The sequence below is a fragment of the Anaeromonas frigoriresistens genome, assembly GCF_016820655.1.
Taxonomy (GTDB): domain Bacteria; phylum Bacillota; class Clostridia; order Tissierellales; family SIT17; genus Anaeromonas; species Anaeromonas frigoriresistens.
Genome location: NZ_WSFT01000040.1, coordinates 37,043 through 57,521, shown reverse-complemented (window position 1 = coordinate 57,521; position 20,479 = coordinate 37,043). Strand labels below are relative to the sequence as shown.

Genomic DNA, 20,479 nt, shown 5'->3' with positions numbered 1-20,479 from the left:
GAGGGATATGATGAGTGTAAAAGGTAATATTCATTCCATAGAAACTTGTGGTACTGTAGATGGTCCGGGAGTAAGATTTGTAGTATTTACTCAAGGATGCCCCTTAAGATGTCAATACTGTCATAATCCCGATACATGGAAGGTAAATGATGGATCAGAAATATCAACAGATGAGTTAATGTCTAGAATAAAAAAATACAAATCATATATGAAATTCTCCGGTGGTGGTGTTACCATGACAGGAGGAGAACCTTTATTACAGCCTAAGTTTGTAAAGGAAATATTTAAACGTTGTAAAAAAGAAGGTATTCATACTGCATTAGATACTTCTGGTTTTATTCCATTAGATAATGTTAAAGAAGTATTAGATTATACAGATTTAGTTTTACTAGATATTAAATCTTTCAATCCTACTCTTTATAAGGATCTAACAGGAGTAAGTAGTGACCCTACTATAAGATTAGCTAAGTATTTATCTGAGATAAACAAGCCTACATGGATAAGATATGTATTAGTCCCTAACTTAACAGATAAAGAAGAAGACATCAGAGCTTTAGCTAAATTCTTATCAACCTTGAACAACTTAGAGAGAGTAGAACTTCTCCCCTTCCACAAAATGGGTGAATTCAAATGGGAAGAACTAGGATATGAATATAAGCTTAAAGACACCCCTTCCCCATCTGAGGAATCAGTAGAAAAAGCAGTTAAGATATTTAAAGAAGAAGGAATAAATATAATAGATCAATAGAGCACTGGACATCCAGTGCTCTATTTTAATATCTAACATTCTATTCTGTTCTTAATGCTTCTAACACACTTATCTTTGCTGCTTTATTAGCTGGATATAGTCCAGCTAATATTCCTACAATAGTTGAGAATACAATAGCAAATAAAGCTAACCATATAGGTATTTGGGTTACTTTTATTGTAGTTTCTCCCTGTAAAGACATAGTTGCAATAAAGTTAATTATCATAGATAAAATATAACTGAATATTAATCCTGATATTCCTCCTAGCAACCCTATAAAAGTAGCCTCATATAAAAATTGTTTTCTTATATCCTTTATAGATGCACCAATTACCTTATTTACTCCTATTTCCTTTGTTCTCTCATATGTAGACATTATCATAGTATTGGTTATTCCTACAGCTGCAACAACTAACGCTATACTTCCAACCCCGCCAAGGAATAATTGAACAAATTTAAATACACTACCTATTGACTCTAAAATATCCTTCATAGAAAAGGACATATATCCTGCATCATTAATCTCTCTAGATAAGCTATCCATTACATCCATATCTGTAGCTACTACTTTAATACTTGAGTAGCCCTGATTATCAATTATATTTTTTTCATTGGTACTCTTTTCTACATATTCAACTAATTTATCTACATCCATGGTTACAGAATAGTCTTCTGCTCCTCCACTAGACTCAAGAATACCCCCTACCCTTGTTCTAAATTCAGTAGATTCTACATTCCCTTCTATAGAGGATAGAATGATTTTAGCTGATTTTCTTAAAAAGTTATCTTTACCTGTTCTTGATACTAACTGTTCAAGTAGATTTGACCCTAAAATCACTTCACTACTTCTAGGAAATCTACCATCAACTAGTTTATATCCTAATTCTTCTGCTTCAGTCATATCAATACCAGTATAAGTGGCATCTATTGTTTCTCTCCCTATAGTTAATTCCCCATAAGTCTGATATATAGGGGTAACAGCCTTTACACCATCCATCTGTTTAATCTTATTTACATTATCATCTTTTAGTACCTTCACAGTTTCCGCTCCCGATGGTCCCATATCTTCACCAGGATATACCTCAATACTTGTCATATTGCTTCCTTCAAATTCTCCAGTAACACTTTTCTCTAGTCCTATCCCTAAAGATACCATTGTGATTATACCAGCAGTTCCTATCATAATCCCAATAAGAGTCAATATAGTTCTTAATTTTCGCCTCCATAGACTCATCCATGCAAACTTGATTATGTCTTTATCAATCATATTTTTCACCCACTAAAATCCGAATATGCCTTTAATAAATCTTGTAAACCAATTTCCCTCTTTTTCCCCTTTAGAATTATTGGAAGCTTCATCATCGGATTCAATATTATATACTAATTCCTTCTCTATTTCTGATGTTTTGTTTAAACTATCAATATAACTAACTTTAACCTCTAATTTATGTTCTCCTTCTTCCTCAAAAAATGCATCAAAGGTATAGCTATCAAAATCACCACTATTAAAGTTACCTAAGTATTCAGTATAGTTATTATCCCCTTCTCCTTCAACCGATACAGTAACTCCTTTTACTTCAGCAGTACCATTATTCACTATATTTACTGTAGATTCTATAGGCTCTCCTGGAAATGAAGATTTATAATTTTCCTTACCTAAAACTTGAATACTTTCTTTCTCCCCTAATAATACTCCTATTATCTGATCCTCAGTATACTGTCTTCCATTAGAATCCATATAACTTAAAGATACTACTAGGTTATAATTACCTGGTTCCATTTGTGGAGAAGCATATAAATCATATACTATTTCTTTATTTTCATCTGCTTTAATAATGGAAACATACTGTACATTACTCTGGTTTATAGGAGAAAAATTCTCCAACTTTGCTGATTCTTCTCCTTGAGGCTGATCTGTAGTTACCTGTTCTTCTGATTTATCCTTTAGAGTAACCTTTATCTTTCTCGCATGATACTCCCCATAATTATCTAATGTTAACTTTAACTTAAAGTTGTCTCCAGGGGACACTTTCTCCCCTTCAATTTTGTACTCGGATATTATCAACGCTGGACTTTTAGGTGCAGCATATACATTTGTAGATACTAAAAGCATAATCATAAAGACTATCCCTATAACAAAACCCTTTTTATTCATTCTTTCCCTTCCTCTCATCCTTCATTATCTTACCATCTTTAAGAGTTACTATCCTATCACAGATATTTGCCACGTTAATGTCATGGGTAACAATTATAAATGTAACCTTGCTTTCTCTATTCATTCTAGTTATTAATTCCAATATTTCTCTACCTGTATCCGAGTCAAGATTTCCAGTAGGCTCATCACATAGAACAATTTCAGGGTTATTTACTAATGCCCTTGCTATACTAACCCTTTGTTGTTGGCCTCCTGATAGTTCTCCAGGTTTATGATCCTTTCTATCATCTAAGCCCACTAGCTTCAAAGCATGACTTGCCATATCTTTTCTTTTATGGGATGCTACTCTAGCATATATCAAAGGCATCATTACATTTTCCAGAGCCGTCAATGTAGGGTTTAGATTAAAGGATTGAAATATAAATCCTATATTATCCCTACGAAATAAACACATTCCATTCTCTGATAAGTCTGTCATTTTGCTTTCTTTTATAGTCACATCTCCCATTGTTGGCTTAATGAGTCCCCCAGTAACATTTAGCAAGGTTGACTTACCTGACCCAGAAGGCCCTATTAAAGCTGTTAATTCTCCTGATATAATACCTAAATCTACCTCATCTAATGCCTTTACTGTACTTCCTCCTAGTGTGTAATGCTGAGAGACTCCTTGAAGTTTTATAATTTCTTCCACCTAATCACCTACTATCTATTGAATCATTGTTGTAGCCATTGAGTTTAAGTAAGTACCACCTAATATAAAGCTAAGACTAACTAAAAATATTACTATATTTATGATAATACTTTTCTTTTTAGATATATTGAACACTACTGACATACCAATAATAAGTAGTACTAATTGCCATATACTAAAAATATTAACTTTTGATAAAAAAGAATCTAACATGGATACTTCTGCATCTAAAGGTAAGAAACTCTTTATCAATGCTACTATTGTTACAGGATAGGATGTAACTAAAACTATTGCAAACATCTGTTTAAATCTACCTTCTCCATGAACAAGCTTAACAAATATGTATCTAAACAGCGCGAAAAGTAAATATGTTATTATTGAAAAAACGATAGTCATTAAAATAATGGCTGCTGGTGATGTAACTATATTAGTAATATTTTTAACTGATTCCAGCTCTTGTCCACTTAACCCTCCAAAATTTTCATCTACTGCACTCATTGCCTTATTTTTAGTAATAACTGCAGTTATAGATGATATGATCAACAGTATAATCAAATGAATAGCTACCTTTGGATTTTCCTTATAATTCTGAAAAAACTTATTAGGTTTGATAAGATAGTACTTTATCCTTTCAAATATACTTTGATTCTCATTAATTGTATCCTTTTCATTCATTAAATCTTTCTCATTCATTTTAACACTCCCTTTATTAGTTATCTTTAAAATATAATTCTATAAATTTTTAATTATTCCTCTTATTTGTGAAAATTTTAATAAAGTTGTAATAATTACTTATTTACCTCCCTTTAACCTAAGAAATTTTATTCCAATGATTGGGTTAAGTATCAAGATCAAATATACTAAATATTTTATTTGATTGTAAGATACATAATCAAAAGTTACTAAAGCTATTAATAATATAAACATTAAAACTAGAATACCTTCAGTAATTAAAAGTCTCTTTGCAGTTTTAAACATTTTAATATCACCTCATAATATCTACTTAAATAATATTGGATAGTGCCAGATATCCATATATACCAATATCCATTACTCCCCTGAAGATCATAACAGCAGTACTCCCAACATCTAGTTTCTCTCTCACTTTCATAGAAAACGCTGTGTACAGTAATATACTAGGAATAACCCATATTCCTAGTATACTTGGTAATGTCCATGTAGGGTTTCCACTTAAGTCCCATTGCATAGGTATCTCCTTAGGAAAGAAAAAGTACATTATAGCATTCCAAATGAAACATATGATTACAATTGTTAGATTAATCTTATGATAAGTCCTTACTTGTGACTCATCAGAATCTCCATGATTTATTTTAAATAGTTTATATAAAAAACATCTTAGCATTTTGAAATTCTCCCTCTAAAATTGAAAATTCATTAACTCACCAAACTTATAAATAAAATAAAAATATTAAGAAAATAACAACTGAAAAAATACCTAAAATATTAATTATATAGTTCATTAAATTGTTTTTATTAAATCTCATTTTAACCCCTTTGGCTTTATCTTTTTATTAATACCTAATTTTCACACTTATTTAACTTTATATTATTGTTTTGATATATATTTATCAATAATAAATGGATAAACAACACTTTTATCGGGATGAACAACATGACATGTCGTTTGTCCATTTGGCTTTACAATTTTTAAATATATGTCCTTTCGAAATAAAGGAATAAATGTAAAAAAAAATAGATATGTTGGCTGATAAATTGGTAGATATTATTCATGTATATTTTAATAATAATCTATATTTGCAAGAACTTGATAGTATAAAGCTTAGATATACTTTGCAGGTTATAATAAACAATTTATCAAAATCAGCCTGTGTCTTCTTTTGGGGAGAACCCGAATGTCCAGAAAAACTAAAAGAGAATATCGCAAATTAATAACTTCCCTATAAAAAGAGAGATGATAGGGTTCATTAATGAATCTTATCATCTCTTTTTTAATTATTGTATAAATACTACTTTAAATACAAGGAAATTGGAATTATATTCTGCTCTATGTTGATTCCTAACTTCAACGCTCATATTATATTTATCTAAAATTTCTTTTACATTATAAAGACCGTATCCCCTACTTTTTTTAGATTTTGTTGAATATTCTTTTCTAAAAAAAATTTTTATTTCAGCTTGTTTTATATGAGGGTATTTATTATAAATCTCAATAATACTAAGATTATTCTCCCTAGATATTATTAATTCTACTACATTATCTTGTACCTCTGTTTCAAAAGCATTATCTACTAAATTACCTATAATTTCTACTAATTCAAAGTCTTTTAGCCTAGTATCTATATCGTAATTAGTTATTTTAATGTGAAATTCAATTTCCTTTTCTCGAGCTTCATTTTCTTTACTATAGATAAATCCAGCTAGGACTTTATTTTTCAATTTAATTAAAGCCCCTAATCTATTTGTATAACTTAAATCTTCTGTATACTTTTTCAAATTATCAACTATATCTTCTTTATTATCATTAGTATATACGATCATGTTTAAAGCTTGTATATGATTATCAAATTCATGTTGTTTTTTTCTTACCTCACTTATTAAATCTTCTATAATAGGTATATATTTGTCATATAATTGTAATTGTCTAGATTCATATTCATTTCTCAACCCATTCTTTAATATAACAAGATTAATAAAAATCATACTTAAAGATAAAACTGAGAAAAGAATAAAGTTTTCTAAAATACTATATATATCTAGCTTCAAATAGATTAAAATGGATACTAAGACAACGAATATATTAATAATTAAATACACAAATACTCTATTTGTCTTCTTTACATATTCTAGTAACACATATATAGGTAGTTTATATGATACTAAAATAGCAAAACAAATAAATATTTTTTGTGCAATTAAACCATTGTAAAAATTATAATATATATCTCCTACAATCATTCTTAAGGGTATAAAAGAAACAAATTGAGCGATAAGTACTATAATGATTGATATTATCCATATATAAATTGTTTTAATAATACTTTTTTTATAAAGTAAAAATGTTAATATTAATAATAAAGATATACTTAATAAAGTGTGATACTCTTTTTAAAAAAACATTTCTATTGGAATCATAGTAGCAGAAAAACATAATATATAAAAAATTATTTTTCTTATATTATTAATTTTCCATTTTATCAAACTATTAGAGACTATTATATAAGCTGTGATATCAAAAAATGACATAATTAAGGATTCTAGTATTGTCATATAAGATCGCCTTGTAAATTTTCTTTATACTTTCTTCCAATAGAAATAGGATTAGCAGTATCTTTTAAATAAATAAGTTTATTATTCTTATCTATTTTTTTTATGAAATTGGTATTAACAATGAATCCTTTATGGCAGCGAATGAAGTCACTACTTAATTCCTCTAAAACTGATTTCAATGTATATGTGGAAATAACAAACTGTTCTTCTTTAGTCTCTATAAATAACTTTCTATTTTTTGATTCTATATACTTAATATCAGCTTGTCCTATAACACACGTATATTCTTTCTGTTTAAATCTAATAGACTTATTTTTTTCTTTATTCTTAACACTATAATTTATTATGGTACTTAAAACATCTTTTACTTCTTCTTTTGTAAAAGGCTTTATAATATAATCATAGCAATGTACTTCTCTAAAAGCCTCTAACTCTCTAGTTGGTACTGCAGTAATAAAAACTATAGGTGTAAATTTATATGTACTTATTTCCCTTATTTCTTTAGCTAATTTTATCCCTGAATAGTCCTCTAACTGAATATCTAAGAAGAAAGCATCTATTTTATTTTTTTTAGAATAGTCTAAAGCTTTAGTTGCAAATCCTGTGGTTATGACTTCTAGATCCTTATCCATATCTTTTACCATAAACTTCAAACCATCTCTTATAGCAACATCATCTTCAACTATTATTATTTTCCCCAACAAGATCACCCCTGTCAATACCCTTATTTTTTATAGTCTTTTGATATCATACTGTAGATTATACCAATTATTAGCAATAATTTCAATTTATTTACTAACATATAAAAAATCTCAATTCAATTTAAAAATAAAATGGAATTGAGATTTATATATTATTATATTCTAAAATAATTAAATCAATTTAATGATACATTTTCTTGACTATAACTACCAACTTTCTTCTCCTTAAATCCATATTTCCAGGCTACTTTATTTAGTACTATTAATATCAAAATATAAAAATACTTACCAAAGGGAATAAAAGTAGTTCCAAAATGTAGACCTATTAAAACTCCAAATACTAATAAGAGTTTTATAAACTCTAATATATTTCCACTTTTAGTAGTCCCATAAGTTTCTGAAAAAGGCAAAACTTTATCTCCAATTTTATGAAGTACATAGATAGTTAAAAGTAAACTAAGATATCCTATTATTAAATCCGATATAATCCTCCCTTTAAATAAATATAAAAATATTATACTTATCAAAATAAATATGGGTGTTACCAAATTAATAAACATAGCCTTTAATGTTCCTCTATATACATTAGCATGATTTACTGAAAAGAAGTTATATATCCATGCCCCTTTATAATTATCAGAAAATCTTAACATATGAATAATAGTAGTCAACATAAGCCCTGTAAAATATATTGAAAAATACAGTTTGGAATTAGCTACTCCTTTAATACCATTATCCATAATAGAGGTGATAATCATAATAAAAGGAAATATCAAACTAAATCCTAAACTAGGATATACTTTGAGTTTAAAGTTTCTTTCATTCTTTATAATATTAGTAGCAAAATTATAAAAGCTTCTTTCTTCCTTATTGCTACATATTATTTTTCCTATTATATTATTAATTTTATTTTTCTTTTTCCCTTTGGAATCTGCTTCATTTAACTTTTGTAAATTTCTTTCAAAGGTTGGAATTAATTTAATGTATATAATTATAGAAGCAATAGGTACGAGTAATGCCAAGGCTGAATATATAAGGACATAACTTTCCCTATTATTTTTGAATAATAATTCGAAAGTAGAAGAAAACCATATTGGAGGTAAAAGATAACTCCACCAAGTAGGTTTAAAACTAATATCAAAGACTTCAGAAAACTCAAATACTCTTCCTATCAATTGGTAAGATATCATAATAAAGAAAGATAATCCTATTTGAACATAATTAATTATATCCTTTAATTTCTCTCCACTGAAAACCTTCAATATAACTATATATACTAGAGCTGTGAACATTATTATAAATAAGTCCACTACTATCACTAAAAAAAGAAATATTAGAAAAAACCCTATCCCTCTTACGATTAAGGATGTTATCAATGAAGGTAGCATCATGGCCATAGTAATCATAAATATGTAATAGAAAACATGTAATACTTTAGCCATATTAAGGGTTCTATTATCTACTGGCTTTGTAAGAACTATAACCTTATCCCTTACATCTAATAAAACTGAACTAAAATCTGATATCAAAGAAGCCATCATCATTACCATAAATGCTCCAAATACAAAACTCATGGAAAATATATAGTTATCAGAAATTAATATAAAAAATATGAAGAATAGTCCTATAAAAGTATAAACAGGTAATGAGCGTATAAAATAATTTTTATCTTCATTTTGTTTAATATTGTCATTATTCACTTGTATAGTTGAAACCCTTCTACTATCAAGTAATAATTTCACTTGAAGAATCTTTCTCATAGTAGGATAATCTATTTTCATTCTATTAAAAAATCCTCTAAATAAATCAAGAAAACTTAACATTCTATAATCCTTCATCTACAGCACCTCTTTTTATAGTGGATACTATACCTTGAGCAATTTTTGAATGCTCATTAAATCCTGTTAATTGATTAAATATACTTTCCAATGAACCCTCTAATTGAGATTTTAAATCCTCCATACTTCCATCTGCTACTATTTTTCCGTCTGCAAGTAGAATTATCCTATCACTTAGTTTCTCCACTACCTCCATAATATGAGATGAGTAGAATATTGTCTTGCCTTGTTTAACTAATTCTGATAATACTTCTTTTATTACCATAACACTATTAGCATCTATTCCGCTTAAAGGTTCATCTAGAAACAATATATCAGGATCATTTAAAAGACTTGAAATAATAATCACCTTTTGTTTCATTCCTTTAGAAAAGGAGTTAATTCTTCCATCATATACTTCTCTTATATCAAATAATTCCATCAATTCTTCTGCTTTTTTATCTACTTCCTCATATTCCATCCCATATAATTCACCTATGAAAGTAAGATACTCTCTAGCAGTTAGATTATCATATATATCAGCTGTTTCCGGTACATATCCTATTCGTTTCTTATACTTTACAGGATCATCCTTGATATTCTTTCCAAATATCTCTATTTCCCCTTCATACTCTTCTAATAAACCTAGCATTATCTTAACTGTTGTACTCTTTCCTGCTCCATTTGGTCCTATGTATCCTATTATTTCTCCTTTATTAATCTCTAAATTAATGTCCTTTAAAACTCTTTTACTACCAAAGGATTTATTTAAGTTTCTAATAGATATAATAGATTCCATAATTTCCCTCCTTTTCATATGATAATATTATAACATAATCTTCTGATTATTTTATAGTATAAAAATAGAACACTAGATTTATAGTGTCCTAAATTAATGTAGTTATATCATGATAATCTATTGAAACATTTATATCACAACGAAGCTCTTTATCAATATTTTTTATTATTTCAACTAATTCTGTTTTAAAATCATTTAGTGAAAATTGCTTATCTAATTTGTTTCCATCTAAGGTAACATCAAATATTATGTGTTTTTCACCTTTCTTTTCAACTATATTAAAGTCATGAATTGATTTAATCAAGTGATTGTATTTTAATTTATCTCTTAGTTCATTTATTACTTTATTTTTCTCTTCTATTTTTATACCTACAGGATCCATATGTATTACCATTTCTATATCAAGTTCTTCACCTAATTCCCTTTCTGCTTGGTCTATAACATTATGAATAGTAACAACATCAATATTAGGAGGTATCTCTGCATCAATTGTAGCAAGTATCCTACCTACTCCATATTGATGTACCTTTAGGTCGTGGACTCCTGAGATATATTCATAAGACATTACACCGGATATAATCTTTTCTATAAGTTCCTGACTAGGTGCTTCTCCTATTAATTCACTAACTGCATCTTTTATCAAAGTGTACCCAGAATAAAAAATCATAATAGAAACTACTATACCTATATATCCATCTACTGGAATATCAGTTACTAGTGATAATACTAAAGATGAAGCCACTATAAGTGTAACAAATGCATCCCATAATGAATCTATTGATACTGCTTTTAATGCTGAAGAATCTATTTTTTTACCTAACTTTTTATTAAAAGAGCTCAACCATAGCTTCATCCCTATTGAAATAATTAAAAAAATGAATAATAACAATCTAAACTCTACAGGTTTGGGATTTATTATCCTATCAAATGAAGATTTTGCAAATTGAAATCCTACAAACATAATCAAAAATGCTATAATCAATGTGGTAATGTGCTCTAATCTTCCATGACCATAGGGATGATTTTTATCTGGAGGTGTATTTGAAATCTTAAATCCAACTATAGTCATTACAGAAGATGCAGCATCTGCTAAGTTATTGAAGGCATCAGCTGTTACTGCTATAGATGACAGTAATAAGCCTATTACTAACTTCAGTATAGCTAATAATAGGTTTATAACTACACCTACAACTCCTGAGATGTACCCTATTTTTCCTCTATAATCTTTATTATTGTAATTATCCTTATCCTTTAAAGCTATTTTTAGTATATATTCTGTAATCATACTTCCTCCTGTGTAAAGACATAATCAATATTATTTTAATACCTTCTTCAGTAACTTCAATCCTGTTTTGCTAAAGGGAGGATACCTAAATTTAAGATCAAATTTCTTAGAATTTTTAAATACACTCTTCTCATGGGTAAAGGTATCAAAGCTTTTTTTACCATGATAGCTACCTATGCCACTATTTCCTACTCCTCCAAAGGGTAGATAGGGGGAGGATAGATGAAGGATTGTATCATTTACACATCCACCTCCATAGGATATATCTTCAATGACCTTTTTTTCAATCTTTTCATTATCAGTAAATAAATATAATGCCAAAGGCTTAGGTAAAGACTGAAGCTTATCTACCACTTCAAATATGTTTTCATATTCTATTATAGGAAGGATAGGACCGAATATCTCATCTTCCATTATTTTATCATCCCAAGATACATTATCAATTAAAGTAGGTTCTATATATAACTCTTCTCTATCAGTTCTTCCACCATGAATTATCTTTCCATCTAGTAAAAGCTTGGATACTTTATCAAAATGATCTTCATTTACTATTCTAGGGTAAGCTTCACTTTCCATGGGATTTTCCCCGTAAAAACCTACTATATATTTTTTCATCTCATCTACTAATTTATTCTTTATATCCTTATGTACCAAGGCATAGTCCGGTGCTATACAGGTCTGACCTGCGTTTATGAACTTTCCCCATATCATCCGTTTAGCAGTTAAAGATATATCTGTATCTTTATCCACTATAGAAGGACTCTTCCCTCCTAGTTCTAATGTTACAGGGGTGAGTTTAGAACTTGCTGACTTCATTATCTTTTTACCTACCGATACACTTCCCGTAAAGAAGATATAGTCTAAATCTTCTTCTAAAATATCCTTAGCTACTGAACTCCCTCCTGGAATAAACTTAACAAAGTCCTCACTAAAACTTTCAGAAATTATTTTATCTAATATAGCAGATGTATTAGTAGCCTTTTGTGATACAGTAAGTATGCTACAGTTTCCTGATGCTATAGCTCCAATAAGTGGAGACACTGTTAGTTGAAAAGGATAATTCCAAGGAGATATTATAAATACTACTCCGTAGGGTTCTTTGTATATCATACTCTTTGCTGGAAAATGAAAATAAAGAGTTTTTACTTTCTTTGGTTTACTCCATTTTTTCACACTATCTATTGCATGATTTATCTCTTTTAAAATTACTCCTATCTCTGTTTCAAAGGATTCAAATGTAGATTTTTTTAAATCTTTATATAAGGCTTCACTTATTTCTTTTTCGTGTCTCTCTATAGAATCCTTTAATCTTTTAAGCATATCTATTCGAAAAGATACATCCTTAGTTTTTCCAGTATAGAAAAACTCTTTTTGATCTTTTATAATCTCTTTAAAATCTTGCATTAGATTTCCCCCTTATTTAGTGTTATAACATTTTTACCCTTAATTTTAGGTCACTATCATATATATACTATGTATTGATTGTCCTACTGAACGTAGTGAAGAATCTTAAAAGATAAGATCCTTCGCTTCTCTCAGGATGACAGGTACATAGTGAAGGATCTATTGATTATATTGTCATTCTGAATCCAGTGAAGAATCTTAAAATACATTATTTTATTTAGCAGCTTCATTTACTCTTTCTATATTTGTTAATACTACACCCCTTTTTATCTTAACTAAATCAGCATCCTTATATTTAAGGGAGCTTATTAGATCTCTTATAGATATTTCTAAAGTATCTAAAAGCTTTTCATCCTTTTTTTCTAATTCTATCTTTTGTCTTAATCGAGAAAAATACTCTTCATATTCCAAGGCTATTGATTGGGCCTTATCCCAATTATCTTCTAAAGCCTGTATATATGTCTCTGTTACAGTATATGTGATTCTATTAAAGTCTCCTTGAACATTTCCTTTATACACATCAAAGTAATTAGCCAAAGAAAGAGTCATTTTATTTCCCTCTTTTATTGAAGTCATTAGTTCCTTTTTTCCTATTGCTATGGTTAAACTATTTAATGCACTGTCTGTTGTAGCTATAGACTTAGTATCTACACCTTCTTCTATGGCTGTTATCTTAAAATTATTCCAGCTGTTATGTATACCTTCTACCTTTGTACTTAAGCTCATCCACATCTTTTCTATTTCTTCTTGTTTTTTTATATTCTCTTCTTCTTTTTTCTCTTCGTAAGTTTTTTCTTCAGGAGGTATTAAAGGCTGTTGACCTTGGCCTTGCTCCTGACCTTCTGATCCTCCAGTCTCTCCACCTCCAGATTCTTCTTCTTGCTTTTTATCTGCTTCATCCTTTACTTCTACAAAAATAGGTTCTTCTACTTTCTCCATTATTTTTTCTAAATCTTCTATTGCAGTTTTATTACTCTCTTGAATCTTTACTAGCTCTTCTGATACCTTATCTTTTTTTTCATCAGTTTTAGGTTGTTCTGCTTGTTGACTACAGGAAGATAATATAATTAGAGCTAATATGAAAAATATCAAAGCTTTTCTTTTCATAAATAATCACCTCAAGAATAGTATTTCCTAAGGTGATTATTTTAATCTATTTAAATCTATCATTTTGAATAAAATTATGAATATACTCTGCTGTCTCTTTTCTGTGATGAATTTCAGTATGATTATAGGGTAAAATAACAAAATCATCTAAGTCTTCATGCTTTACTGAGGCTACCGTAACTCTGCCATCACTAATATCTGATAAAAGTCTTGATGTTATGAGGTTGGATTTATTTCCTGCGATTCCACCTATCTTTATATCCTTATCAGAAAGAGAGTCAATCTCTGCAACCTTATCAGAAACCAAAGATTTTATAGTTCTAAATACCCTAGGAAAAACTTTTAAATATGTATTCACAATATCTGCTATCTCACTGCCATTATTAGGAGTAGAAATCAGTATACACTTATCTACATAATTAATATACTGAGAATTTTCCAAAAGAAATTTTCTTATGACAAGTCCACCGGTACTATGTCCTACCATACTTATTTTCTCTTTTTTATCTAATTTTTTCACAATATCTTCAAACAACAAGGAAAATTTAGATAACCCATTATCAATTTCCGAAAAAGTTAATGGAAGACCAACACATATTGCATCATATCCTAAATCAACTAAATAACCTTTCATCTTTTTCATATCCCTAGACGTTCTAAAATAGCCATGTACCAATACTATTTTATGTCTATCCAATTTTTATCCCTTCTTTCTAGTATGAAATGTAGGTAAAGTATATCCATCATGTATACCAGATATTATTGCCTTTTTACCTACTCTTGAATATACTCCATAAAAATTTTCATTATAAATATATAATCCAGTTATATTTTTAAATGATTTTAATGTGCTTCCTTCTTCAAAATCAATCATTTCTGTTTCTGGTGGATTAAAATATTCTTGAATTAGATAGTTATTATCATTACACTGTTTTAGATATTGTTCCCATTTTTCCTTAGAATGTTCCTTCCCAGCATATACTCCTTTAGAAGCATAGAAATCCATAGGTTTAATTATATATTTACCTTTATTTTTAATAATTTCATCAATATCTAGATTTGCTAAATCTAACTCTTTGGTAAAAGGTATATGTCTTATTACAAAGTTTCTTTCTTCTTCTGTGAGTAAGTTTAGAGTCTCCTCTTCTTGAAGTATTTTAAATATTATTTTATTATGAACTATTTGAGATTTAAGAGGACCAATTATTGTTGTATTGCTTGATTTTATTCCTTCTATAAAATCATTAATATCATCTTTATTATCCATTAAATCCTTTGTAACTAATCTTCTATATACTATATCTATCATTTTATTTCCAGAATATAGATATCCATCTTTGTATTCTAATTCATCAGGACTGATTATCTCACACCATAACCCTCTTTTTCTGAATCTATCTCTAAATTCAATAAATTCCTCCATTGAAGATTTACTTACAAAGTCCACTATTGCAATAGCAGGATTTGATTTAGTATGCTTCTCTTTATATATATTTAGTACTTCATCTATCCAAGTTTCAAATAACTCAAAGGGTTCAAAGTTAAATTCTTCTTTAAAATCTTCTACTCCTTTAGAATCCATAAATACCCTTGATAGTTCTCTTTCTTCATTCATAGCTGAAGTTCCATCAGTATTTATCTCACAAAATTTAAAATTACCATCATAGTCATAAAAAATATCAAATCTTGCCATAGGAAAATATGAATCATATTGCTTGGGCAATAATATAAGATCATTTATCCAATTAGGAAATTTAAATTTCAATCTATAGTTTTCATCCTGTAAAAATTTATCAATTACTTTATTAAATATAGAGCTCATAACAGTAGTTAAATTTCTAAAATTTTCTATATCTTCATCTGTATAAAACTTTGGCATATATAAAAAAGGAACTGGCTGACCTTTATAAGTGGCCTTAGAATCCTTCACTCTTTCTTTTGTTCTTATATAATCCTTATAGTATTCTTCTTTATTTTCTAATATCATATTTATATATTGCTTATCAATTTGTTTTCTATTCATTTAATTTTCCTCCAAGGATAAATTATTAAGAATACAACATTTAAGACTATTCTCTAATCCTTTATGTATGTTTTTCTTCACTATAATAGCAGGGTTTTTTTTATGGGAGACCATTTCTTTTAATGGCTCTAAATATGATTTCTCCTCATTTTCTAGCTTCTCATAAGCTAAATCTATAACTTGATCAATTAATTCTTTTATATCTAACTCTTCTATATTAGCTTCAAATCCATCACTGATTATTTCTTTTTTTAGTCTGTCTATTTTATTATTATTCCATCCTTTAAATACATTTAATAATTCATTAATATTATAATTAGAGTACATTATACCTTTTATCAAAGCTACTCCTGCTAAGTTTAGAGGGTAAGGTACAGCATCCATCATTCTTATCTCAATGAATCCTTTAGCTCTTACATCAGGGAAAAACATTGTCATAATATGCTCTAATTCTTCCTTAGTAAACTGCTCTGGATCAAATAATTCTTTTACTAATTTATCTCCTACAAATAAAAACTCATCATCCTTTTTTATTAATATAGGGGGTGTATTTAGAATATATTCTGTATATTCCTTAAATCCAAATTCTTTGTCTAGAGCTCCTGATACAATCTTTGATCTATCATCATCACATTTATTCCATATATCTGTTCTTAATATATTATTAGGATATATATTTTCTTCAAATATAGGACTATTATCAAACATTAGGGATAATATAGGGGATAATAGATTAGCTAACCTAAACTTCTTTTTAAAATCCTCTTCGTCTGAATAGTCTATAGCTACTTGTATAGACGCAGTTCCTTTCATCATGTTGTGAGCATATACACCCTTATCACTAAAATACTCAGACATATGTTTATACCTTTCCTTTGGTATAAATGGAATATTATCTATCTTACTTACAGGGTGGTACCCCATACTTACAAGATATTGATTTTTATCCTCTAAAATAGGTATTATATCCTTAAGAAAATCTAAATAAATTCTTTCAATATCTTTTATATTCTCTTTTGCATCTATACTTACTTCAAATTGAGCTCCTGGCTCTAAAGTAATATTTACATCCTTTTTAGAAAGCCCCAATATATGCCCATGATTATACTCAGGATGCCAACCTTTATCTATTAATTTTTCTAAGGTATGAGCCACACCATATTTTTCACCATAATGAACAGTTTCTAATGTCTCTTTATTTAATATAAAATGTTCAAATTCAGCCCCTACTTTAAAGTCTCTTTCTTCAGTATTGTTACTTGTAAAATAGTCAACTATACTTTGAATCTGTCTATCCATTGAATACTCCTTCAAATTAATCCCCCTCTATATTAACCTAATTTATCGCCTTTATTTACTTTCTTTTCGGGTGTTATTAATACTACTCCATCCTTAGTATATACCCCTAGAACTAATACCTCTGACATAAAATCTGCAATTTGTCTCTTAGGAAAATTCACAATTCCTAATACTTGTTTTCCAACTAACTCATCTTTAGAGTATTGTTGTGTTATTTGAGCACTACTTTTTTTAATGCCTATTTCTTCTCCGAAGTCTATCCATAGTTTATATGCAGGTTTCTTAGCTTTATGAAAAATTTCTGTCTGGACAATCTCTCCTACTCTAATATCTAAATTTAAAAAATCTTCTATATTTGCCATTGTTGTCTCCTTAATTTTATAATTTGCTTTTATTATATCAAATCTACAACTATTCTTCTATTTTTAAAGGTATAAAGTAATCCTCCAATCAACATAATAAAACTATTATATTGTAGGGAGTGATCTAATGAAACCTTTTATTCCTGAAGTAGCTTATATAAATAAAAACGCATTAAAATATGAGGAAGGAAAAAGAGCTTTAGAATTTTTCAAAAAAAATAACGTTGAAATAATAGAATCTAGCAGAGTAAAAATTAATGAGGATTCTAATTTAAGAAATTATGTAAAATCTAAAAAAACAGTACTATTAACTGTCAATAGGCAAAATAAACTTACAGCTTGTAAACCTTCTGCTGATTATCAATTTCATTTATCAAGCTCTTGCCCCGGTCACTGTGAGTACTGTTATCTCCAAACTACTCAAGGTGAAAAACCTTATATGAAAATATACTCAAATATAGATGAAATTATAGAAACCATAGATAAATATATTAAATCCAATGAACAAATAAGTACTTTTGAAGCTGCAAGTATAACAGATCCTGTAGGACTAGATCATATCACTGGAGGCCTTAAAAAGGTTATTGAGTATTTTTCTACTCAGGATAATGGTCGTTTAAGATTAGTAACAAAGTTTGATCATGTGGATCCATATTTAAATATAAACCATAACAATCATACTAAATTTCGATTCAGTATAAATACCGATTGGGTGATAAACAATTTTGAACACAAAACTTCTAGTAGAGATGAGAGAATAGAAGCTGCTAAAAAATTAGCTGAAGTTGGTTATCCTTTAGGATTTATAGTAGCTCCTATAATCCTATATGAAAATTGGGAAAAAGATTATAAAGATATGTTTTATAAATTAAAAGAGGCCATATATGACTATGATAAGGATATAACTTTTGAATTAATACAGCATAGATTTACTAATAAAGCTAAAGATTTAATTGTTGAAAGATTTCCTAATACTAAGTTAGACCTAAATGAAGAAAATAGAAAATTGAAGTGGGGCCCTTATGGACAATTTAAGCATGTATATAAAAAAGAAGCAGAAAGTCATATAAAAAAATATATGACATCTACAATTGAAGAATTATTTCCTAATAGTACAATAGAATATTTCACATAAAATAGTAAAATAAAGAGCTTGGATAATATCCAAGCTCTAGCAGGTTTCTTTATTATATTCATTCAAATAATCAATAAATATATCTTTAGTAACAGGTTTTGAATAATAAAACCCTTGTACTTTATCACATTTATTAGATTTTAAAAATAATAGGTCCTCAACCTTTTCTACCCCTTCGGCAGTAACATTCATATTTAGTTGATGGGCTAACATGATAATCGTCTTAGCTATGGACGCATTTTTTGGATTTTTAGTTAATCCTAATATAAAAGATTTATCAATCTTTAGCTCATCTATATCCATATCTCTAAGATAATTTAAACTAGAATATCCTTTCCCAAAATCATCTACAGAAATATATACCCCTATTTCCTTTAGTTTTGATAGCATTTCTATAGTGTTTTTCACATCTATTAATGCAAAGGTTTCTGTAATTTCTAACTCTAACTGATTTGCAGGAAGGCCACTATCCTTTAATGTATCTTTTATTATATTAATAAAATTAACATCTTTAAATTGTTTTGCAGAAATATTTACAGATACTCTCATAGGAGGATATCCTAAATCTAACATACTCTTGTTCATCTTACATGCTTCTTTGATAACCCATGTTCCAATAGGTATTATTAATCCAGTATCTTCAGCTATTGGAATAAATTTATCAGGAAATATCTGTCCTATTTCGCTATTTTCCCATCTTAATAATGCCTCCATCCCAACAACTTCACCAGAATCTATATCGATTTTAGGTTGATAACTTAGATTTAGCTCATCTTTAGCTATAGCATTCCTAAGACTATTTGCTATCATAAGATTTTCCATTTCATGTTTACTTAATTCTTCATAATATATTCTATATGTATTTCCACCCATTTTCTTTGCATTATACATTGCAATATCAGCATACTTCATAAGTTGATTTTCATCTATTATTTTATCGTCCCATATACTAATACCTATACTTAAAGAAACGTAAAACTCACATTTATCTGTAATTACAGGTCGTTTTATTGATTGTAAAATATTCTCTGCAATATTTATTATTTCTCCTTCAGTTTCAATATCCTTTAATAAAACAAAAAACTCGTCCCCACCGGCTCTTGCTAATAGTCCATTACTTTTAAGTCTTTTTTTTAGTCTCTTAGTAATTATTTTTAAAACTACATCTCCAATATCATGGCCAAACGTATCATTTATCTGTTTGAATTTATCTAAATCAATAAATAATATTGCGAATTTATTACCTGTAAATTTTGATTCTTCTAATACAGTCTTTAATGCGTCTATAAAGTACGTTCTATTAGGTAATAGTGTAACTCCATCGTAATAGGCTAAATTATGTATTTTTTCTTGTTGTAGTAATAGATCTTTGTTTGCTTCTTTTAATTCTTCTGTAGTTTGTAATACTTCTTTCTTCAACTTTCTATTACAAGTCATGGCTAACATAGAAAGAGAAGTCCCCATTATTAAAATACTATATAAAACCAAATCTTTCTGTTCCCAAAATATAAATGAAACTATTATAGTGGATATTATGATAACACTCTCTATGATGTAATATTTTTTGCCCCCCATAGCATACCCCTCTGTCTTAGATTTAGTTAACTTATATGATATAATTCTATAAATTTATATAATATCCTTCATTTTTCAAATATTTTTATTTTTCTTTGTAAAATGATAAAATATCTATAAACAATAAAG

The 20,479-nt window shown here is 28.4% G+C and carries 21 protein-coding genes; 3 read left to right on the top strand and 18 right to left on the bottom strand.

Annotation, left to right across the window (positions count from 1 at the left end):
* Positions 1-10: 10 nt before the first annotated feature.
* Positions 11-748, top strand: coding sequence for a pyruvate formate-lyase-activating protein (gene pflA / locus GOQ27_RS11375; RefSeq protein WP_203366987.1), 738 nt, complete (start codon positions 11-13; stop codon positions 746-748).
* Between the two features lie 40 nt (positions 749-788).
* Here the strand turns inward: pflA and GOQ27_RS11370 are convergent, their stop codons facing one another.
* From GOQ27_RS11370 to GOQ27_RS11345, 6 genes are all read right to left on the bottom strand, one after another.
* Entirely contained in the window at positions 789-2,015 is a 1,227-nt protein-coding gene (locus GOQ27_RS11370) for an ABC transporter permease (RefSeq protein ID WP_203366986.1), read from the bottom strand.
* A 12-nt stretch (positions 2,016-2,027) separates the two neighbouring features.
* Positions 2,028-2,903 carry a COG1361 S-layer family protein gene (locus tag GOQ27_RS11365; protein ID WP_203366985.1) on the bottom strand — a complete coding sequence of 292 codons (876 nt, stop codon included), beginning with the start codon at positions 2,901-2,903 and terminating at the stop codon, positions 2,028-2,030.
* Positions 2,896-3,594 carry an ABC transporter ATP-binding protein gene (locus GOQ27_RS11360; RefSeq protein WP_203366984.1) on the bottom strand — a complete coding sequence of 233 codons (699 nt, stop codon included), beginning with the start codon at positions 3,592-3,594 and terminating at the stop codon, positions 2,896-2,898. The genes GOQ27_RS11365 and GOQ27_RS11360 overlap by 8 nt, the downstream gene beginning before the upstream one ends.
* Before the next feature lie 15 nt (positions 3,595-3,609).
* On the bottom strand, positions 3,610-4,287 hold the full coding sequence (locus GOQ27_RS11355) for a Yip1 family protein (RefSeq protein ID WP_203366983.1): 678 nt from the start codon (positions 4,285-4,287) through the stop codon (positions 3,610-3,612).
* Positions 4,288-4,386: 99 nt separating this feature from the next.
* The gene (locus GOQ27_RS11350; RefSeq protein WP_203366982.1) at positions 4,387-4,572 is read right to left on the bottom strand and encodes a hypothetical protein; all 186 of its coding nucleotides are present in this window, start codon (positions 4,570-4,572) and stop codon (positions 4,387-4,389) included.
* 25 nt (positions 4,573-4,597) lie between these two features.
* Positions 4,598-4,957 carry a DUF1648 domain-containing protein gene (locus GOQ27_RS11345; protein ID WP_203366981.1) on the bottom strand — a complete coding sequence of 120 codons (360 nt, stop codon included), beginning with the start codon at positions 4,955-4,957 and terminating at the stop codon, positions 4,598-4,600.
* 359 nt (positions 4,958-5,316) lie between these two features.
* On the opposite strand from GOQ27_RS11345, the gene GOQ27_RS11340 reads away from it, so the two are divergent.
* Positions 5,317-5,505, top strand: a complete 189-nt coding sequence (locus tag GOQ27_RS11340) for a cyclic lactone autoinducer peptide (protein ID WP_203366980.1) — start codon at positions 5,317-5,319, stop codon at positions 5,503-5,505.
* A gap of 63 nt (positions 5,506-5,568) precedes the next feature.
* Here GOQ27_RS11340 and GOQ27_RS11335 read toward each other — a convergent pair whose 3' ends face one another.
* The 11 genes from GOQ27_RS11335 to GOQ27_RS11285 form a co-directional block, all read right to left on the bottom strand.
* Positions 5,569-6,339: a sensor histidine kinase gene (locus tag GOQ27_RS11335; RefSeq protein WP_203366979.1), complete on the bottom strand. Its 771-nt coding sequence runs from the start codon at positions 6,337-6,339 to the stop codon at positions 5,569-5,571.
* A 500-nt stretch (positions 6,340-6,839) separates the two neighbouring features.
* On the bottom strand, positions 6,840-7,544 hold the full coding sequence (locus GOQ27_RS11330; protein ID WP_203366978.1) for a LytR/AlgR family response regulator transcription factor: 705 nt from the start codon (positions 7,542-7,544) through the stop codon (positions 6,840-6,842).
* Between the two features lie 176 nt (positions 7,545-7,720).
* Positions 7,721-9,382 (bottom strand): hypothetical protein, encoded by a 1,662-nt coding sequence (locus GOQ27_RS11325; protein ID WP_203366977.1) that lies wholly within the window; start codon positions 9,380-9,382, stop codon positions 7,721-7,723.
* A complete protein-coding gene (locus GOQ27_RS11320) occupies positions 9,369-10,160 on the bottom strand; it encodes an ABC transporter ATP-binding protein (RefSeq protein ID WP_252187815.1) in 792 nt (263 codons plus the stop codon). Before GOQ27_RS11320 ends, GOQ27_RS11325 begins: the two co-directional genes overlap by 14 nt.
* Before the next feature lie 88 nt (positions 10,161-10,248).
* Positions 10,249-11,445: a cation diffusion facilitator family transporter gene (locus GOQ27_RS11315; RefSeq protein ID WP_203366975.1), complete on the bottom strand. Its 1,197-nt coding sequence runs from the start codon at positions 11,443-11,445 to the stop codon at positions 10,249-10,251.
* Positions 11,446-11,475: 30 nt separating this feature from the next.
* Complete coding sequence (locus tag GOQ27_RS11310) at positions 11,476-12,849, bottom strand: aldehyde dehydrogenase (protein WP_203366974.1); 1,374 nt, start codon at positions 12,847-12,849, stop codon at positions 11,476-11,478.
* A 213-nt stretch (positions 12,850-13,062) separates the two neighbouring features.
* Entirely contained in the window at positions 13,063-13,956 is an 894-nt protein-coding gene (locus GOQ27_RS11305; protein WP_203366973.1) for a hypothetical protein, read from the bottom strand.
* Between the two features lie 46 nt (positions 13,957-14,002).
* The gene (locus GOQ27_RS11300) at positions 14,003-14,653 is read right to left on the bottom strand and encodes an alpha/beta fold hydrolase (RefSeq protein ID WP_203366972.1); all 651 of its coding nucleotides are present in this window, start codon (positions 14,651-14,653) and stop codon (positions 14,003-14,005) included.
* A 3-nt stretch (positions 14,654-14,656) separates the two neighbouring features.
* Positions 14,657-15,979, bottom strand: coding sequence for a glutathionylspermidine synthase family protein (locus GOQ27_RS11295; RefSeq protein ID WP_203366971.1), 1,323 nt, complete (start codon positions 15,977-15,979; stop codon positions 14,657-14,659).
* Positions 15,980-17,293, bottom strand: coding sequence for a glutamate--cysteine ligase (locus tag GOQ27_RS11290; protein ID WP_203366970.1), 1,314 nt, complete (start codon positions 17,291-17,293; stop codon positions 15,980-15,982). It abuts the gene before it with no gap.
* A 17-nt stretch (positions 17,294-17,310) separates the two neighbouring features.
* On the bottom strand, positions 17,311-17,640 hold the full coding sequence (locus GOQ27_RS11285) for a tRNA-binding protein (RefSeq protein ID WP_203366969.1): 330 nt from the start codon (positions 17,638-17,640) through the stop codon (positions 17,311-17,313).
* A gap of 127 nt (positions 17,641-17,767) precedes the next feature.
* Here GOQ27_RS11285 and splB point away from each other — a divergent pair, with 127 nt between their 5' ends.
* Positions 17,768-18,775, top strand: coding sequence for a spore photoproduct lyase (gene splB, locus GOQ27_RS11280; RefSeq protein ID WP_203366968.1), 1,008 nt, complete (start codon positions 17,768-17,770; stop codon positions 18,773-18,775).
* Between the two features lie 36 nt (positions 18,776-18,811).
* On the opposite strand, the gene GOQ27_RS11275 is transcribed toward splB, so the two are convergent.
* Positions 18,812-20,350, bottom strand: a complete 1,539-nt coding sequence (locus GOQ27_RS11275) for a putative bifunctional diguanylate cyclase/phosphodiesterase (protein WP_203366967.1) — start codon at positions 20,348-20,350, stop codon at positions 18,812-18,814.
* Positions 20,351-20,479 lie beyond the last annotated feature (129 nt).

Excerpts from the sequence above, each read along its gene's own strand:
- pflA (WP_203366987.1), top strand. The coding sequence starts at position 11 with ATGAGTGTAAAAGGTAATATTCATTCCATAGAAACTTGTGGTACTGTA.
- GOQ27_RS11370 (WP_203366986.1), bottom strand. The coding sequence starts at position 2,015 with ATGATTGATAAAGACATAATCAAGTTTGCATGGATGAGTCTATGGAGG.
- GOQ27_RS11365 (WP_203366985.1), bottom strand. The coding sequence starts at position 2,903 with ATGAATAAAAAGGGTTTTGTTATAGGGATAGTCTTTATGATTATGCTT.
- GOQ27_RS11355 (WP_203366983.1), bottom strand. The coding sequence starts at position 4,287 with ATGAATGAGAAAGATTTAATGAATGAAAAGGATACAATTAATGAGAAT.
- GOQ27_RS11350 (WP_203366982.1), bottom strand. The coding sequence starts at position 4,572 with ATGTTTAAAACTGCAAAGAGACTTTTAATTACTGAAGGTATTCTAGTT.
- GOQ27_RS11345 (WP_203366981.1), bottom strand. The coding sequence starts at position 4,957 with ATGCTAAGATGTTTTTTATATAAACTATTTAAAATAAATCATGGAGAT.
- GOQ27_RS11325 (WP_203366977.1), bottom strand. The coding sequence starts at position 9,382 with ATGAAGGATTATAGAATGTTAAGTTTTCTTGATTTATTTAGAGGATTT.
- GOQ27_RS11320 (WP_252187815.1), bottom strand. The coding sequence starts at position 10,160 with ATGGAATCTATTATATCTATTAGAAACTTAAATAAATCCTTTGGTAGT.
- GOQ27_RS11315 (WP_203366975.1), bottom strand. The coding sequence starts at position 11,445 with ATGATTACAGAATATATACTAAAAATAGCTTTAAAGGATAAGGATAAT.
- GOQ27_RS11310 (WP_203366974.1), bottom strand. The coding sequence starts at position 12,849 with ATGCAAGATTTTAAAGAGATTATAAAAGATCAAAAAGAGTTTTTCTAT.
- GOQ27_RS11305 (WP_203366973.1), bottom strand. The coding sequence starts at position 13,956 with ATGAAAAGAAAAGCTTTGATATTTTTCATATTAGCTCTAATTATATTA.
- GOQ27_RS11295 (WP_203366971.1), bottom strand. The coding sequence starts at position 15,979 with ATGAATAGAAAACAAATTGATAAGCAATATATAAATATGATATTAGAA.
- GOQ27_RS11285 (WP_203366969.1), bottom strand. The coding sequence starts at position 17,640 with ATGGCAAATATAGAAGATTTTTTAAATTTAGATATTAGAGTAGGAGAG.
- splB (WP_203366968.1), top strand. The coding sequence starts at position 17,768 with ATGAAACCTTTTATTCCTGAAGTAGCTTATATAAATAAAAACGCATTA.
- GOQ27_RS11275 (WP_203366967.1), bottom strand. The coding sequence starts at position 20,350 with ATGGGGGGCAAAAAATATTACATCATAGAGAGTGTTATCATAATATCC.